Annotated in this window: 16 protein-coding genes; 9 read left to right on the forward strand and 7 right to left on the reverse strand. The window is 61.0% G+C overall.

Annotated elements, in window-relative coordinates:
• Positions 1–4 precede the first annotated feature (4 nt).
• Entirely contained in the window at positions 5–463 is a 459-nt protein-coding gene (locus M2361_RS19440) for a GNAT family N-acetyltransferase (RefSeq protein ID WP_259251277.1), read from the reverse strand.
• A 139-nt stretch (positions 464–602) separates the two neighbouring features.
• On the opposite strand from M2361_RS19440, the gene M2361_RS19445 reads away from it, so the two are divergent.
• Positions 603–1,745 (forward strand): Fic family protein, encoded by a 1,143-nt coding sequence (locus M2361_RS19445; RefSeq protein WP_259251278.1) that lies wholly within the window; start codon positions 603–605, stop codon positions 1,743–1,745.
• 25 nt (positions 1,746–1,770) lie between these two features.
• On the opposite strand, the gene mnmE is transcribed toward M2361_RS19445, so the two are convergent.
• A complete protein-coding gene (mnmE, locus tag M2361_RS19450) occupies positions 1,771–3,123 on the reverse strand; it encodes a tRNA uridine-5-carboxymethylaminomethyl(34) synthesis GTPase MnmE (RefSeq protein ID WP_259251279.1) in 1,353 nt (450 codons plus the stop codon).
• 115 nt (positions 3,124–3,238) lie between these two features.
• On the opposite strand from mnmE, the gene M2361_RS19455 reads away from it, so the two are divergent.
• The 7 genes from M2361_RS19455 to M2361_RS19485 all read left to right on the forward strand — a co-directional run bounded on the left by M2361_RS19455 (position 3,239) and on the right by M2361_RS19485 (position 10,472).
• Complete coding sequence (locus M2361_RS19455; protein ID WP_259251280.1) at positions 3,239–4,825, forward strand: ABC transporter substrate-binding protein; 1,587 nt, start codon at positions 3,239–3,241, stop codon at positions 4,823–4,825.
• Positions 4,826–4,847: 22 nt separating this feature from the next.
• Positions 4,848–5,822 carry an ABC transporter permease gene (locus tag M2361_RS19460; protein ID WP_259251281.1) on the forward strand — a complete coding sequence of 325 codons (975 nt, stop codon included), beginning with the start codon at positions 4,848–4,850 and terminating at the stop codon, positions 5,820–5,822.
• A complete protein-coding gene (locus M2361_RS19465) occupies positions 5,819–6,742 on the forward strand; it encodes an ABC transporter permease (RefSeq protein WP_259251282.1) in 924 nt (307 codons plus the stop codon). The genes M2361_RS19460 and M2361_RS19465 overlap by 4 nt, the downstream gene beginning before the upstream one ends.
• Before the next feature lie 11 nt (positions 6,743–6,753).
• On the forward strand, positions 6,754–7,764 hold the full coding sequence (locus M2361_RS19470; protein ID WP_259251283.1) for an ABC transporter ATP-binding protein: 1,011 nt from the start codon (positions 6,754–6,756) through the stop codon (positions 7,762–7,764).
• On the forward strand, positions 7,761–8,780 hold the full coding sequence (locus tag M2361_RS19475; protein ID WP_100853691.1) for an ABC transporter ATP-binding protein: 1,020 nt from the start codon (positions 7,761–7,763) through the stop codon (positions 8,778–8,780). Before M2361_RS19470 ends, M2361_RS19475 begins: the two co-directional genes overlap by 4 nt.
• Before the next feature lie 122 nt (positions 8,781–8,902).
• A complete protein-coding gene (locus M2361_RS19480; RefSeq protein WP_100853690.1) occupies positions 8,903–10,102 on the forward strand; it encodes a M20 aminoacylase family protein in 1,200 nt (399 codons plus the stop codon).
• 211 nt (positions 10,103–10,313) lie between these two features.
• On the forward strand, positions 10,314–10,472 hold the full coding sequence (locus tag M2361_RS19485) for a hypothetical protein (protein WP_259251284.1): 159 nt from the start codon (positions 10,314–10,316) through the stop codon (positions 10,470–10,472).
• Between the two features lie 272 nt (positions 10,473–10,744).
• Here the strand turns inward: M2361_RS19485 and M2361_RS19490 are convergent, their stop codons facing one another.
• From M2361_RS19490 to rpmH, 5 genes are all read right to left on the reverse strand, one after another.
• Positions 10,745–12,190, reverse strand: coding sequence for a catalase (locus tag M2361_RS19490; protein ID WP_259251285.1), 1,446 nt, complete (start codon positions 12,188–12,190; stop codon positions 10,745–10,747).
• 282 nt (positions 12,191–12,472) lie between these two features.
• Positions 12,473–14,152, reverse strand: coding sequence for a membrane protein insertase YidC (gene yidC, locus M2361_RS19495; RefSeq protein WP_259251286.1), 1,680 nt, complete (start codon positions 14,150–14,152; stop codon positions 12,473–12,475).
• Positions 14,153–14,200: 48 nt separating this feature from the next.
• Complete coding sequence (gene yidD / locus M2361_RS19500; protein WP_100857530.1) at positions 14,201–14,473, reverse strand: membrane protein insertion efficiency factor YidD; 273 nt, start codon at positions 14,471–14,473, stop codon at positions 14,201–14,203.
• Positions 14,473–14,844: a ribonuclease P protein component gene (locus M2361_RS19505; protein ID WP_100853687.1), complete on the reverse strand. Its 372-nt coding sequence runs from the start codon at positions 14,842–14,844 to the stop codon at positions 14,473–14,475. The genes yidD and M2361_RS19505 overlap by 1 nt, the downstream gene beginning before the upstream one ends.
• A gap of 115 nt (positions 14,845–14,959) precedes the next feature.
• The gene (gene rpmH, locus M2361_RS19510) at positions 14,960–15,094 is read right to left on the reverse strand and encodes a 50S ribosomal protein L34 (RefSeq protein WP_003816025.1); all 135 of its coding nucleotides are present in this window, start codon (positions 15,092–15,094) and stop codon (positions 14,960–14,962) included.
• A 405-nt stretch (positions 15,095–15,499) separates the two neighbouring features.
• On the opposite strand from rpmH, the gene dnaA reads away from it, so the two are divergent.
• Positions 15,500–16,957 carry a chromosomal replication initiator protein DnaA gene (dnaA, locus tag M2361_RS19515; protein ID WP_100853686.1) on the forward strand — a complete coding sequence of 486 codons (1,458 nt, stop codon included), beginning with the start codon at positions 15,500–15,502 and terminating at the stop codon, positions 16,955–16,957.
• Position 16,958 lies beyond the last annotated feature (1 nt).

Raw genomic sequence — 16,958 nt, forward strand, 5'->3', positions numbered from 1 at the left:
ATCGCTACATTGAAAGCAAGCTCTTGCGCATGAATACGCGACGCAACCCAAGCTCTTCAGCGCGGTGCGTTTCAACATAGCCATAGCGAAGGTAGATCGCTATGTTTTCCGTCATTTTTTCCTGCGTATAAAGACGGATATTTGCTAGCCCCGCTTCGCGCGCGCTGGTTTCCGCGAAGTGCATGAGGACGCGGCCAAGCCCTTTTCCTTGCGCGTCCGGAGACACCGCAATGTTGTCCAATAACAGGCAATCAGGTTCGAGAATCAAGACCAGTACCGCCTGGATAACGTCGGCCTCTTCCAGCACGTGGACCACCCCTTCGGCGACACGCTTTGCGTAGTCGTCACGCATCGGACCCGGGACGGTTCCGATGCGCGCGATATACGGGGTGTAGGCGTCCGCGACGATTCGTTCAATGACGGGGATGTCGTTTGGGGTGGCAAGCCGGATCACGGATGGCATGGTGTGTGCGTCTTCTGAAGCGCGAGGTAAACGGAAACTCCTCCTGAGACGAAGGATTAACCGAATCCTACTCCGGCCGTTATTTATGGCGCTTTTGGATGCAGAGCCAAGATCGTGCTCATCGCTCCATCAAATTGTTATGACCCCATTTTATGAAATGGGTGTAAATGGATGCGAATTTGGTGAACTGCTCTGGGTATTAATGGGTGTAAATGGGTTTACTATTGGGTGCATGATTCGTACAGACTCCCTTCAGATCACCCCTGAGACTCTTAGCCTGATCTCCGGCATCGATGAGTTCAAGGGCGCGTGGCGTGCGCTCGGTACATTAGCCCCTGACCGGTTATCAGCGCTACGTCGTGTTGCCACTATTGAGAGTATTGGTTCTTCTACTCGGATCGAGGGCAGCAGGCTGTCGGATCGGGAAGTCGAACGCTTGCTGTCCAACCTGCAGATCAAGTCGTTTGAAACTCGCGATGAACAGGAAGTGGCTGGGTATGCCGAGGTCATGGAACTGGTGTTCTCGTCTTGGCAGGACATCGCGCTGACAGAGAACCACATTCGGCAATTGCACCGTGACCTACTGACCCACAGTGACAAAGACGCCTGGCATCGCGGTAACTACAAGACCACCAGCAATAACGTGGTCGCGTTCGACGAACTCGGCAACCCATTGGGCGTGGTATTCGAAACCGCAGCCCCTTTCGATACGCCGCGGCTGTTATCCGAACTCGTGACTTGGTTCAACGAGCAACGCAGCGTTGGGCGTCTGCATCCCCTGTTGCTGATTGGCATCTGGGTTGTCGTGTTTCTGGAGATCCATCCTTTTCAGGATGGAAACGGTCGATTGAGCCGGGTCCTGACTACGCTGCTGTTGCTGCAATCGGGCTATGCCTACGTACCCTACAGTTCGCTCGAAAGTGTGATTGAGCAAAACAAGGAAGCCTACTATCTGGCGCTGCGTCAGACTCAAGGCAGCATACGCAGTGATGTTCCGGACTGGCAGCCTTGGCTCTTATTCTTCCTGCGCGCCCTGTCCCGCCAAGTCAGCCGGTTGGAGCGCAAGGTTGAGCGAGAGAAGCTGGTATTGGCTAAGCTGCCAGACTTGGCACTACAGATTGTTGACTTCACGCGCGACCATGGTCGGATCACCATGGCCGAAGCGATACGCCTGACCGGAAGCAACCGCAATACCCTCAAGCAGCACTTCCGCACGTTGGTGGAACAGGGGCATCTTATTCTGCATGGCAGCGGCCGCGGAACCTGGTACGAGCTGCGTTAAGACGTCTGCCGGCTGAGCGCTAGTGCTACTTCCCAATACAGAAACTGGAAAAAATCTCGCCCAGCAAATCATCGCTGGTGAACTTGCCGGTGATGCTCGTCAGGCTGTCATGCGCCAGCCGTAGCTCCTCGGCAAACAGATCCAGTACCCGGTCGTCCTGACCCGCGTGTTCACCCGCCAGCTCCAAATGCTCGGCCGCTTGCTGCAAGGCGTGCAGATGGCGTTCGCGCGCCAGCCAGGGGGATTCGGCGCCGGGGTTCCAGCCGGCGATGTTCAGGAGTTCGGCGCGCAGCGCATCCAGGCCCGCGCCGCGCTTGGCGGAGATGCCCAATTCGCCGGCGCCCGCCACGAAACCTGTGGATAACAGGTCCACCTTGTTGAAAACCTTAAGTACCGGCGTGCGCGGCGGGAGTCGCGCGGTGATCTGGGCGTCCAGCTCGTCGCCGGGTTGGGTGGCGTCTTGCAGATGCAAAATAACATCAGCGCGCTCGATTTCCTGCCAGGTTCGGGCGATGCCGATGCTCTCTACGGTGTCTTCCGTTTCACGCAGGCCGGCCGTGTCCACAATGTGCAATGGCACGCCGTCTATATGGATTTCCTGCACCACTTTGTCGCGCGTGGTGCCCGCAATGGGGGTGACGATGGCGATGTCGTCGCCCGCCAAGGCGTTCAGCAGGCTGGATTTACCCACGTTGGGTTGGCCGGCCAGCACCACGTGCAAACCCTCACGCAGGATGACGCCTTGGCGTGCTTGCGCAATCAGCCGCGACAGGTCGGCGGTAAGTGCATCAAGTGTGGGCCGGGCCTGATACTTTTCCAGAAAATCGATCTCTTCTTCGGGAAAATCCAGCGTCGCCTCGACCAGCATGCGCAAGTGGATGATGCGGTCGGATAGGTCGTTCACGCGCGCCGAGAATTCGCCCGACAGCGAGGCCATGGCGCCGCGCGCGGCGGCTACCGATGACGCATCGATCAGGTCCGCAACGGCCTCGGCTTGCGCCAGATCCATGCGGTCGTTAAGAAAGGCGCGGCGGGTGAATTCGCCGGGTTCGGCAAGGCGCACGCCAAGGTCGCGGCCAGCGGCCAGGCAGCTTTCCAGCACACGGCGCAACACGGCCGGACCGCCGTGGCCTTGCAACTCCAGCACGTCTTCACCGGTATAGGAATGGGGGCCGCGGAAGTAGATCGCGATGCCTTCATCCAGCAGTTCGCCGTCCACGGATTTGAACGGCAGATAGTGCGCGTGGCGCGGAGTGAGTTCGCGCTGGAACAGGCGGCGCACCAATTCGGACAAGTCCGCACCAGAAACGCGCACGACGCCGATGCCACCTCTTCCGGGGGCGGTGGCAATGGCGGCAATGGGGGCGTAAGCGGACATATCTGAAGGGGACGGAAGCGAGAACAATAGGGGAATATAACTGTTGCGCAGCCCCTTGTTTGCTGGTTAATGTGGCCCCGAGGTTCAAAACCCGAATCAACTCAGGGAGATCACGATGGCATCTCGGTTTTCGCGTGTCTTGGCCTGCGGCTCAGCCGCGGTGATGTTGGCCTTTGGCACATTCAGTTCCGCAATGGCTCGCGATCTGGTGATCGCTCTGAAGACCGAGCCCTCGTCGATGGATCCGCAATATCACGCGCTGACGCCGAACACGCAGATCTCCCAAACCATTTTCGATACGCTGGTTGCTACCGACGCCCAGTTGAAACCGAAGGCCGCGCTGGCGGAATCGTGGACGGTGGATGGCAAGGTCTGGACGTTCAAGCTACGTCCCAACGTGAAGTTTTCGGATGGCACGCCGTTCACCGCCGAAGACGTGGTGTTCACGTATGACCGCGTGCCCAAGGTGCCCAACAGCCCGTCTCCCTTTACGCTGTACTTGGGTTCGGTCGAGAAGACCGAAGCGGTCGACCCGATGACCGTGCGCATCACCACCAAGCAGGCCGCGCCGAATCTGCTCGTGAACCTGGCGCAATTGCCCATCTTGTCGAAAAAGGCCGCTTCCGGCCCAGCGCCGGAAGGCAAGACGACAACTGAATTGAACAGCGGTGATGGCCTGATTGGCACGGGCCCCTACAAGTTTGTGTCGTGGAAACGCGGCGCCGAATTCGTATTGGCACGCAATGAAAACTACTGGGGCAAAAAGCCTGAGTGGGACCGCGTGGTGTACCGCCCGATCAGCAACGCCGCCGCGCGCGTGGCCGCACTGCTGGCCGGTGACGTCGACATGATTGAAGATCCCCCCACCGACGACCTGCCCAAGCTGAAGAGCGATAAAAAGCTCTTTGTGGAAGAGACGCCGTCGGTGCGGGTGGTGTACGTGGCGCTGGACCAGCACGCCGAGCCGTCGCCTGGTATCCAGGGCACCGACAAGAACCCCATGAAGGACAAGCGCGTGCGGGAAGCGCTGTCGCTTGCCATCAATCGCGATGCGCTGGTTGAGCGCGTGATGGGCGGTGTGGCCTTGCCCGCGGGCAACATGCTGCCCTACCCCATGTTCGGGTCCAGCAAGGAACATTCCAAAGCGCCGAAGGCCGATGTGGAAAAGGCGAAGGCCTTGTTGAAGGAAGCCGGTTATCCCAACGGGTTCTCGATCACGCTGGGCTCGCCTTCTGGTCGCTACGTGAATGATTCGAAGGTGGCGCAAGCGATCGCATCGATGTGGACGCGCATCGGCGTGAAGACCAGTGTGGACGCGATGGCGCCCCCGGTGTTCTTCAAGAACCGCGACAGCTATGCGTTCTCGGCCTATCTGGCGGGCTGGTCGGTGACTAGCGGCGAGATGTCCAACGCGCTGACATCCCTGCTGGTGACGCGCAATCCGGAAGCCGGCCTGGGCACCACCAACCGCAGCCGTTATTCCAATCCGAAGATGGACGAATTGGTGAAGGAAGCATCGTCCACCATGGACGACGCCAAGCGTGCCGAGCTGCTGTCCAAAGCCAGCAACATGGCGATGGACGACTACGCCATGCTGCCGATTCACTTCGAGTTGTCGGTCTGGGCAATGAAGAACGACATTCGCTATCAGGGCCGTCCTGACCAGGTCACGCTTGCGCAGTTTGCAACCTTGAAGAAGTAACGCGCAACGCGGGCGGTTTCCAGTGCTGGCAACAATCGTAAGAAGACTGCTGCAAACCATCGTCGTCATGCTTGTCATGTCGGCGTTGGTTTTTGCAGGCATCTACATGGTGGGCGATCCGGTTTCGATGCTGGCCAGCCCGGAAGCAACCGAGGCGCAGCGCGCCGCGATCAGCGCGTCGCTGGGTTTGGACCAGCCGCTGTGGCGGCAATATCTGATTTTCATGAGCCAGGCAGTGCAAGGTGATTTCGGCAACAGCTTCCTGACGGGCGAGCCGGCCATGCACCTGATCCTGGAGCGCATGCCGGCCACCGTCGAACTGGCCTGTGTGGCCATGCTGATGTCGGTGCTGATCGGCGTGCCGCTGGGCATCCTGGCGGGCTTGAAGCCGCAGGCGCCGGGCTCGCGCGCCATCATGACGGGGTCCGTGCTGGGCTTTTCGCTGCCTAATTTCTGGGTCGGCCTGATGCTGATCATGGTGTTCGCCGTGATGCTGGGCTGGGTGCCGGCGGGGGGGCGTGGAAAGACAGTCAGCATCGGTTCGCTGGAGTTGAGCGTGCTGACGTTCAGCGGCTGGATGAGCCTGGCCTTGCCCGCCGCCACGATCGCCATCGCCAAGTGCGCGATGATCATCCGCGTGACGCGGGCGGCCACGCGCGAAGCACTGCCCATGGATTACATCAAATTCGCGCGTGCCAAGGGCCTGTCGGAAAAGCGCGTGCTGGGCGTGCATCTGTTGAAGAACATCCTGATTCCGGTCGTGACCGTGGCGGGCCTGGAGTTCGGCCAGGTGATGGCGTTCGCCGTGGTCACTGAAACCGTGTTTTCGTGGCCGGGCATGGGCAAACTGCTGATCGACTCAATCATCAATCTTGATCGTCCGGTCGTCGTGGCGTATCTGCTTTTGATCGTGTTTTTCTTGGTCATGTTGAACCTGGTGGTGGACATCATCTATACGGTGCTGGACCCCCGCGTACGTCTGGATAGCCGCCGATGAACACCAACGTCAATGTTCCCGTCGCACCGGCCGCCACGCGCAAGGAAGAGACGCCCTGGCGCCGCTTCGTGAAGGATTTCTTCGCCAGCAAGCTGGCTACCTTGGGCTTGGTGATGCTGGTGGTGATTGTGGGTGCTGCGTTGTTGGCGCCCTGGATTGCGCCGCAAAATCCCTACGACCTGGCGGCGCTGGACATCATGGATTCCAAGCTGAAGCCCGGCAGTGAAAGTGGTGATGGGTCCATGCACCACTGGCTGGGCACCGACGGGCAGGCGCGCGACCTGCTGTCGGCCATTCTCTATGGCATGCGCACCAGTTTGATGGTGGCTACCGTGTCGGTGCTGGCGGCCTTTGGCATCGGCGCCACCGTGGGCCTGATCGCGGCTTATTTTGGCGGCCGTATCGACGCGCTGCTGATGCGGATTGTGGATATCCAGTTGTCGTTCCCCGCCATTCTTGTTGCGCTGATGCTCTTGGCGATTTTGGGCAAGGGTGTGGATAAGGTGATCATCGCGTTGATCGTCGTGCAGTGGGCGTATTTCGCGCGGGCCGCGCGCGGCGCCGCGCTGGTGGAGCGTGGCAAGGAATATGTGGAGGCCGCGCGCTGCATGTCCTTGTCCTGGGGGCGCGTGCTGTTCCGCCACGTGCTTCCCAACTGTATGCCGCCGCTTATCGTGATCGCCACCATCGACCTGGCGCACGCCATTGCCCTGGAAGCCACGCTGTCGTTCCTGGGCGTGGGGGTGCCGGTGACCGAGCCGTCTTTGGGCATGCTGATCTACAACGGCTTCGAATACCTGTTGTCGGGTCAGTACTGGATATCGTTCTTTCCCGGCATTGCGCTGGCGCTGGCCATCATCGCCATCAACCTGGTGGGCGACCACCTGCGCGATGTGCTCAACCCGCGTCACGCGAACTAGAGGCGGACGCGATGCAGACAAACGCTGTGGAAACGCCATTGGCCGCGCCCCCGAATGTTCTTGAAGTGCAAGGATTGAAGACGCACTTCTTCACGCGCAATGGCGTGGTGAAGGCGGTGGATGGCGTGGATTTGAGCTTGGCCGAAGGCGAAATCCTGGGTCTGGTGGGCGAATCAGGGTCAGGCAAGAGCATTACTGGCTTTTCGCTGATGGGTTTGCTGGACGAGCCAGGCCGCATCGTTGAAGGGCACCTGCGCTTGAACGGTGAAGACCTGCGCGGTGCGACGCCGAACCGATGGCGTCAACTGCGGGGCCAGGAGATTGCGATGATCTTCCAGGACCCGATGATGACGCTGAATCCCGTGCTGCGCGTGGATACGCAGATGATCGAGGCGGTGCAGGCGCACCATAAGGTATCGCGTGAACAAGCGCGCCAGCGCGCCTTGCAGACGTTGACGATGGTGGGCATTCCGTCGCCGCAGGAGCGCCTGCGCGCGTATCCGCACCAGTTGTCCGGTGGCATGCGCCAGCGCGTGGCAATCGCCATCGCGCTCTTGAATTCACCGCGCCTGATCATTGCCGACGAGCCCACCACGGCGCTCGACGTCACGATTCAAGGGCAGATTCTTTTCGAAGTGCAGAAGCTGTGCCGCGAAACCGGTACCGGCTTGATATGGATCACGCACGATCTGGCGGTGGTGGCTGGCTTGGCCGACCGGGTGTCGGTGATGTATGCGGGCCGTGTGGTCGAGACCGGCAGCACGTATGACGTGATCACGCACCCCATGCATCCCTACACGCATGGGTTGATTGCATCGATCCCCACGCCAGAATCGCGCGGCAAGCCGCTGGTGCCGATTCCTGGCATGACGCCTTCGCTGTTGAATCTGCCGCAAGGCTGTGCGTTCCGTGGGCGCTGCCCGCGCGCGACCGACGCCTGTCTGATCGAACCGCAGCCTGTGGAAGTTCGCCCGGCGCAATGGGTGCGCTGCTGGCACGCCGGAGACCCAGACCCCAAATGAGCGCAGCAGAACGCGACGCCGCCACCCCCATCCTGTCCCTGCGCGACGTGGAACTGCGCTTCGTGCAGCCCGTGGACCTGGCCGGGCGCATTGCCAATTTGCTGGGGGCGGGCTTGAAGACACAGGTGGTGCACGCCGTGGCGGGTGTGGACCTGGATGTGCAGCCGGGCGAAGTCATCGGCATCGTGGGTGAATCGGGCTGTGGAAAATCCACGCTGGGCCGCGTCGTGTCCGGCATTCTGCCGCCCTCGTCGGGCGATGTGCACTACCAGGGCAAGGCCGTGCGGACGATGACGGGGCCGGAGCGGCGTGCCTACGAGCTGGGCGTGCAGATGATCTTCCAGGACCCCTACGCCTCGCTCAACCCGCGCATGCGGGTGCGCGAAATCATCGGTGAGGCCCCCGTGGCGCACGGCCTTATCGCTGCGCGCGACAAGGCGGAATACGTGGCGGGGCTGATGCGGCAAGTGGGCCTGGACCCGTCTTTCGTGCAACGTTATCCGCATCAGTTTTCAGGCGGGCAGCGCCAGCGCATCGGTATCGCGCGGGCGCTGGCGCTCAAGCCGTCCGTGATCGTCTGCGATGAAGCCGTGGCCGCCTTGGATGTGTCGATTCAGGCGCAGGTGCTGAACCTGTTTGAACAGTTGCGCGACGACCTGGACCTGACGTATCTGTTCATCAGTCACAACCTGAGCGTGGTCAGCCACATATCGGACCGCGTGGCGATCATGTACCTTGGGCGCGTGGTGGAGCTTGCACCGACCGACACGGTTTTCCAGCGCGCCAACCATCCGTATACACAGGCACTGTTGAAAGAGTTGCCGACGTTGACGCCCGGTCGGCGCACGTATCAGCCGATCAAGGGCGAACTGCCGTCCCCACTGGACCCGCCCACAGGCTGCGCATTCCACCCACGTTGTCCCCACGCCATGGCACGCTGCAAGGCGGAACGGCCCTTGCTGCGGGAAATCGCGCCCGGCCAATTCAGCGCCTGCCACCTGAACGACATGCCCTGACTAGACGTAGGATGGGTGAAGCGCGAGAATCCCTGGAACAAGAATGCCGATACCCAGCGCGCGCAACCCATCAAGCAACCGCCGATCGCCTCAATGAATTCACCTAATTTAATTCTGACGCCATGAAAACCATTGCCGAAATCGAACGCGCGCACCCGGAACTGACCGCCTTGCGTCGCGACATCCACGCGCACCCGGAACTGGCCTTCCAGGAAACGCGCACGTCGAACTTGGTGGCGCAACGCTTGCGCGAATGGGGCCTGGAAGTGCATACGGGCTTGGGGAAAACCGGCGTGGTGGGGGTGTTGCGCGCGGGTAGCGGCAAGAAGATGATCGGCCTGCGCGCCGACATGGATGCGCTGCCCATGCCCGAGCACAACCGCTTTGCGCACAAGTCCACCATCAGCGGCCGCATGCACGGCTGTGGCCATGACGGCCATACCGCCATGCTGCTGGGCGCGGCGCAGTATTTGTCCACGCATCGCAACTTTGATGGCACGGTGGTGTTCATTTTCCAGCCGGCCGAAGAAGGCGGCAACGCCGGCGCGCGCGCCATGATGCAGGACGGCCTGTTCGACAAATTTCCCTGCGATGCGGTGTTCGGCATCCACAACATGCCCGGCATGCCAGTCAACCAGTTCGGCTTTCGAGCGGGCCCGACGATGGCATCCAGCAACCGCTGGGACATCGTCATCAAGGGCGTGGGCGGCCATGCGGCGCAGCCTCATGCCTCGGTCGACCCCATCATCGTGGCCGCCGACATGGTGCACGCTTTGCAGACCGTGATTTCGCGCAGCAAGAATCCGCTGGACCAAGCCGTGCTGTCGATCACGCAGATCCATGCGGGCGACGCCTACAACGTGATTCCTGGCGAGGCCGTGCTGCGCGGCACGGTGCGCACGTATTCGGTGGAAACGCTGGATAAGATCGAAGCCGACATGCGCCGTATCGCCACCACTTTGCCGCAGGTGTATGGGGGCACGGGCGAACTCGATTTCGTGCGGGCCTATCCGCCGCTGGTGAATTGGGAAAAGGAAACGGCCTTCGCGGCGAAGGTGGCCGAAGAGGCCTTCGGCGCCGAAAACGTGCTGCGCGATATGCCGCCCTTCATGGGCGCCGAAGATTTTTCCTTCTTCCTGGAAGCCATCCCGGGCGCGTATCTGTTCCTGGGTAACGGCGATGGCGACCACCGCATGGAAAGCTATCACGGTATGGGTCCGTGCCAGTTGCACAACCCGAACTACGATTTCAACGATGCCCTGTTGCCGGTGGGCGCCACGTATTGGGTGAAGCTTGCCGAGGCTTTCTTGCCGGCTGCCTGAATGCCCGGCAACGACCGATAGGCTATTTGCTTATCAGCATTGTTGATAAAGCCGCGGGGCGTACTCCCGCGGCTTTTTCTATATGACGTAGAGCTTTGATCAAACGCCGATAACTTCGTTTGAGATAGCAGGCATGGTTCCCATAATGGGTCGATCCACAGCAAGCGGACACCCCACGGATAAACACTTATCCACAAGGAACACCATGCGCATGTCATCCGAACTCCAGGACCGCTTGGTCCAAACTGCTACCGCCACCGGCCTGGCGCTGGTGCTGGCCCTATTGGCGCTGGCCTCGCCCACTCCGGCTTTGGCTGAAGGTATGGATACCTTGTCTGCGTGCGTCGCCGCGTCGGTGAACCTGCCCTGAGCGTCGTCCGTGGCGCGGTCCAAAGTGCTGCACCCCATGGCCAGTCCTGTGGATAACGTTGAAAACATGCCGTTGCCACGAGCTGTGGATAAGGTGAAGTTCGAAGCTGACGGACGAAATCACCTTCGAAATCACCTTCGAAATCACGTACGGCACACGACAGAACACGACGGATCCCGTACAAAAATACCGTTGCGCCTAGCCCGCAACCATGAAAAAAAGGGCGGTTCCTGTACGGAACCGCCCTTTTGCTATTCAGACTACCGGCACCCTCAGAGCGTCAGCCCCAACGCCTTGGCCACGCCAGCCGCGTAGGCCGGATCGGCCTTCTTGAAGTGTTCCAATTGACGGCGCTGGATCTCTTCCGGCACGCCCGCCATATGGCGGCCGATATTGCCGAACAGCAGCTCCTGCTTTTCCGGCGTCATCAAGCGGAACAAGTTGCCGGGCTGTGAGTAATAGTCATCGTCCACGCGATGGTTCCAGCGCGCGGCGGCCTGGCCGTCCAGCGCCAGCGGGGGTTCGCCGGCGGACGGGGTTTCCTTCCACTCGCCCGCGCTATTGGGCTCGTAGTTCAGCGTGCCGCCCACGTTGCCGTCAACACGGCTCGCGCCGTCGCGGTGATAGCTGTGGAACGGGCAGCGCGGCGCGTTCACGGGGATCTGGTGATGATTGATGCCCAAGCGATACCGGTGCGTGTCGCCGTACGAGAACAAACGCCCTTGCAGCATCTTGTCCGGCGAAAAATCGATGCCGGGCACGATGTTCGCCGGGGTGAAGGCGGCTTGCTCGACTTCGGCAAAGTAGTTTTCCGGGTTCTTGTTCAGCTCCAGCACGCCCACTTCAATCAGCGGGTAGTCGCCATGAGGCCAGACCTTGGTCAGGTCGAACGGGTTGATGTGATAGGTCTCGGCTTCGGCCTCGGGCATGATCTGCACCTTCAGCGTCCACTTCGGGAAGTTCTTTTGTTCGATGTTCTCGAACAGATCACGCTGCGAGCTTTCGCGGTCGTGCGCAACCACCTGGGCGGCTTCTTCGTCGCTCATACAGACGACGCCCTGCTGCGACTTGAAGTGGAACTTCACGTAGAAGCGTTCGCCGTCCTTGTTGACGAAGCTGAACGTGTGCGAACCGAAACCGTGCTGCTGGCGCAGGTTGGCGGGAATGCCGCGGTCGCTCATCAGGATGGTGACCTGGTGCAGCGATTCGGGGCTGAGCGACCAGAAGTCCCAGGCGGCGGTGGCGCTGCGCAGGTTTGTCTTGGGGTCGCGCTTTTGCGTGTGGATGAAATCGGGGAACTTCAGCGGGTCGCGAATGAAGAAGACCGGGGTGTTGTTGCCGACCAGGTCCCAGTTGCCTTCGTCGGTGTAGAACTTGATGGCGAAGCCGCGCACGTCGCGTTCGGCATCGGCCGCGCCGCGTTCGCCGGCCACGGTGGAAAAGCGCAGGAACAGCGGGGTTTGCTTACCAACTTGCGAAAAGATGCTGGCGCGCGTGTAGCGCGAGATGTCGTGAGTGACGGTGAAGGTGCCGTAGGCACCGGACCCCTTGGCGTGGACGACCCGTTCCGGAATGCGTTCGCGGTCGAAGTGGGCCAGCTTTTCAATCAGCCAGAAGTCTTGCAGCAGCGCCGGGCCACGGGGGCCGGCGGTCAACGTGTTGTTGTTGTCCGGCACCGGCGCGCCCGAGGCGGTGGTCAAAGGCTTCTTGTCGGTCATAGCACACTCCGTACGTAATTCTGGGAAGGCGCGAGCCGCTTCGGGCTCGTGCTGTGTTGTGGATACCCCCTGGCGCCGGGCGCTGGGCGGTATGTGGGACACATCATAGGGGCCAAGGTTGCGTTTGTGAAGTTGATTGAACTACCAGAATCAATTACTAAAACCTATCGACTATGGACTCATCTTCAGGAACAGGATGGGATGGCAGAACACCGCGCGCGCATAAAAAAACCGGCCACAAGGGCCGGCTTTTTGACGCTCTCGAGCGCAAGGCTTATCGGATTAACGGTTTGCCGCCGCTTCCGCCTTGCGCTGCATGGCGCGGGTGATGGACCACTGCTGTGCGATGGACAGCGTATTGTTCACGCACCAGTACAGCACCAGGCCGGCCGGGAAGAAGAACATCATCCCGCCGAACACCAGCGGCATGATCATCATGACCTTGGCCTGGATGGGATCCGGCGGCGTCGGGTTCAGTTTGATCTGCAGGAACATGGTGGCCATCATGATGGCGGGCAGAATGAAGAACGGGTCGCGGATCGACAGGTCATGGACCCACAGAATCCACGGCGCGCCGCGCATTTCCACGCTGGCCAGCAGCACCCAGTACAGCGAGATGAACACCGGAATCTGCACCACCATCGGCAAGCAGCCGCCCAGCGGGTTGATCTTTTCGGTGCGGTACATCTCCATCATGGCGGCGTTCAGCTTTTGCTTATCGTCGCCGTACTTTTCCTTCAACGCCTGCAGACGCGGGGCCACTTGCTTCATGCGGGCCATCGAGCGGTAGCTCGCGGCGGCCAGCGGGTAGAAGATGGCCTTGATCAGCACGGTCAGCGCAACAATGGTCCAGCCCCAGTTGCCCAGCAGCGAATGCAGCCAGGTCATCAGGGTGAACAGCGGCTTGGCGATGATGGTCAGGAAACCGTAGTCCACCACCAGTTCCAGCCCGGGGGCGAGCGCCGCCATGGCCTTCTGGTCTTGCGGACCGACCCACAGGTGCGAGTCAACGCGCGAGGCGGAACCCGGGGCGATTTCACCCACGGCTTCGATGCTGCGGGCGGCGTACAGGTTCTTCTGCACTTCCAGCAGTTCGTTCGTGCGCGGCTTGCCTTGCGGCGGCACCCAGGCGGTGGCGAAGTAGTGCTGCACCACGGCAATCCAGCCGTTGTCCGCCTGCTTGACGTAGGTGGCCTTCTTCTTTTCGATGTCGCTGAACGTGCTCTTCTGGAATTTTTCCTGTTCAGAGTAGACGGCGAAACCGGTGAACGTGTGATAGAAGCTGGACGTGTCGGCGGGGTCGTTGCCGTCGCGCTCAAGCTGCAGGTACAGCGCGGGCGATACGGGGGCGGAGCCGACGTTGGCCAGGTCGTGGCGCACGTCAATGTCGTAGCGGCCCTTGTGCAGGGTGAACGTCTTGGTGACCTTCACGCCACCCGATTCGCCTTCAAAGGACACGACCAGGTTGTCGCCAGTGAGTTGGCGTTCGGTGGACGTGACGCGGAAAGGCGTCTGGTGCGTGGGGAAGCTTTGGCCGTTGGGCGCGCCGACCACGCCGGACTGCACGACGTAGGTCAGGCCGGCCGAACGGTCCAGCAACACGGTGGGTTGGTCGGCATGGCCGGTTGCCGGGTACTTCAGCAGCTCGGCGCGCACCAGTTGGGCGCCCATGGTGTCGAAGGTCAGGCGCAGCACGTCGGTGGTGACAACGACTTCTTCCGAGCGGGCGGCAGCGGGCGCGGTGGCGCCAGGAACCGCCGACGGCGCGGTAGCCGTGGTGGTGGGCGCGCTGGGCACCGAAGGCGTGGCGTTATTGGCGCCGGTCTGCGGTTCAGCCGTGCTGGCCGCGGGCGTCGGGCCCCCGAACAGGGACGGCTTGCCGTTATGGATTTGCCAGTTGTTCCATAGGAGCAACAGCGAAAAGGAAAAAATCATCCAGAGGACGGTTCGTCGGATATCCATGGTGCCTACTGAAGTGAATACGGGCCAGCAAAGCCCGCCAGTTTAGCGTCAATCGTGCTCGATGCGGTGGCTGTGGGAACAGCACGAGGGGCCATTGGTTCCCTTGGACGGCGGAACCGGATCCCAGCCGCCCGGCGACCACGGGTGGCAACGGCCAATTCGCCGGACCGCCAACCAGAAGCCGCGCCAGGCGCCGTGACGTTCGATTGCTTCAATCGCGTACGCCGAGCATGTGGGGGTAAAGCGGCACTGCCTGCCGATCCAGGGACTCAGGAAAAACCTGTAGAAGCGGATCGGAAGAATAAGCAGTGCTTTGAAAATCATCGCGCAATCCGATCAAAGTGAGCGTCCACTTCGGCTCTGACCAAGCGTTTAAGCGAGGTAAGCGTGGTGGGAGCGACTTTGCTATGCAAGCGCACGACGTAATCCTTGGCCGGCAGCGCCAGGCGCCGGTGGCGGAACGCTTCGCGGATGACCCGCTTGATGGCGTTGCGCGTACTGGCGTGGGCGGCGAACCGCTTGGCGATGATGAGACCCAGCCGGGCACAGGCATCCTGGCCGGGGGGCAGATCATTGGGAGCGGACGTCACAATGAATAACGCCCCTCGAGCAAGACGCCGGCCTTTGAGGGCAGCGGCGAACTCGGAGGGGCGATGCAACCGCGCCTCCGGGGGAAGCGTGGAGCGCGGCATGGACTGCGGGTCAGGCGTTTGCGCGGAACCAGAACGAGATTGCGAGAGGTCTTGCAATATGGCTGGTCCGTGCAAATAGTCAGGCTTCCGGAAAGAAAAACCGGAAAACCCGGACTTAGACAGCCAGACGCTTGCGGCCCTTGGCGCGGCGGGCGTTCAGGATGGCGCGGCCAGCGCGGGTTTTCATGCGCACGCGAAAGCCATGGGTGCGCTTGCGGCGGGTGACGGAAGGTTGGTAGGTACGTTTCATGGACGATCCACAAAAAGAACAAAAGTCAGAAGGGACCTGCCCGGAGGGTTCCAGGACGCAAAATCAGAAGCGGGTATCTAGTGGGCATTTTTGCAACAGGTGCAAAAAACATCTCGTAGACGGGGCTCTGGACAAGGGATTTCTCCCCAGGCGACCTATTCAGCAAAGCTAAAAACCGGACAGTGCAGTAAGCGCCCAAACCTATGAAAGGAGGGTACTTGCTACAACTCCGGCTAAGCTCTCTGTGAAACCTTCTGACAGACAGAATTCGGAAAAGCCCACCATTTCAGCAAGTTTTCCCTGTCTTGTCAAACAGTTAAGCCTGGGCAGTGTAGACGCTTATGTCCTGCCCTGTGGATAACCCCAGCCCAGGCAAGGTAGAATCGAGGTTTGAATAAGAGCGACATGAAAGAATTCTGGCAGACCTGCGTCAGTCGTCTTGAGCAGGAACTCCCCCCCCAACAAATCAGCGCGTGGATACGACCGCTGGTCCCGCTTGCGTACGACGAAACGCAGGCGGTGCTGCGCGTTGCCGCGCCCAACCGCTTCAAGCTGGATTGGGTGCGTAAGAACTTTTCCCACCAGATCGAAGCGTTGGCCGCGGAGTGGTTCAAGCGACCGGTACAGGTCTTGTTCGAGTTGCCCTCGCATGGAGCCGCCCCGCGTATGCCGGTCGCGCCCGTGCGTGCGCCGCAGCCCGATCAATCGCACCTGTCCGCTGCACAGCCCTCAGGCGGCGCGCCGCCCATGCAGGCCCCGGCTCCGGCCGCCCCACCCCAGCCCGCCACGACGGTCGCGGCGCAGGCGGTGAACGCGGATGCCGCCAACATCGTGTACGAGCGCTCGCGCCTGAACACGGACCTTACCTTCGAGAATTTCGTGACGGGTAAGGCCAACCAGTTGGCGCGCGCCGCGGCATTGCAAGTGGCCGAGAACCCTGGCACGTCCTACAACCCGCTGTTCCTGTATGGCGGCGTGGGCCTGGGCAAGACTCACTTGATCCACGCCATCGGCAACGCCATGGTCGCGGCGGGCACGGGCGTGCGGGTGCGCTACGTGCATGCCGACCAATACGTGTCCGACGTCGTGAAGGCGTACCAGCGCAAGGCGTTCGATGACTTCAAGCGCTATTACCATTCGCTGGACTTGCTGCTGATCGATGACATCCAGTTCTTCTCGGGCAAGAACCGCACGCAGGAAGAGTTCTTCTATGCGTTCGAAGCGATGGTGGCCCAGCGCAAGCAGATCATCATCACCAGCGATACGTATCCGAAGGAACTGTCCGGCATCGACAGCCGCCTGATTTCGCGCTTTGACTCCGGCCTGACGGTGGCTATCGAGCCGCCGGAGCTGGAAATGCGCGTGGCGATCTTGCTGCGCAAGGCGGAATCCGAAGGCGTGCCCATGCCCGAGGAAGTGGCCTTCTTCATTGCCAAGCATCTGCGCAGCAACGTGCGCGAACTGGAAGGCGCGCTGCGCAAGGTCCTGGCCTACGCCCGCTTCCATGGTCGCGATGTGCTGACGGTGGATGTCTGCAAGGAAGCCCTGAAGGATCTGCTGTCCGTGTCCAACGGCCAGATCACGGTGGAAAACATCCAGAAGACGGTGGCGGATTTCTACAAGATCAAGGTCGCGGACATGTACTCGAAACGCCGGCCCGCCAATATCGCCTTGCCGCGTCAGGTCGCGATGTACCTGGCTAAAGAGCTGACGCAGAAAAGCCTGCCGGAAATCGGTGATCTGTTCGGGGGGCGCGATCACACCACCGTACTGCATGCCGTACGCAAGATTTCCGACGCCCGCGCAAAACAAGCGGAGCTCAACCATACCCTGCACGTGTTGGAACAAACTCTAAAAGGATGAA

The sequence above is a fragment of the Achromobacter sp. JUb104 genome, assembly GCF_024806975.1.
Taxonomy (GTDB): Bacteria; Pseudomonadota; Gammaproteobacteria; order Burkholderiales; family Burkholderiaceae_B; genus Achromobacter; species Achromobacter spanius.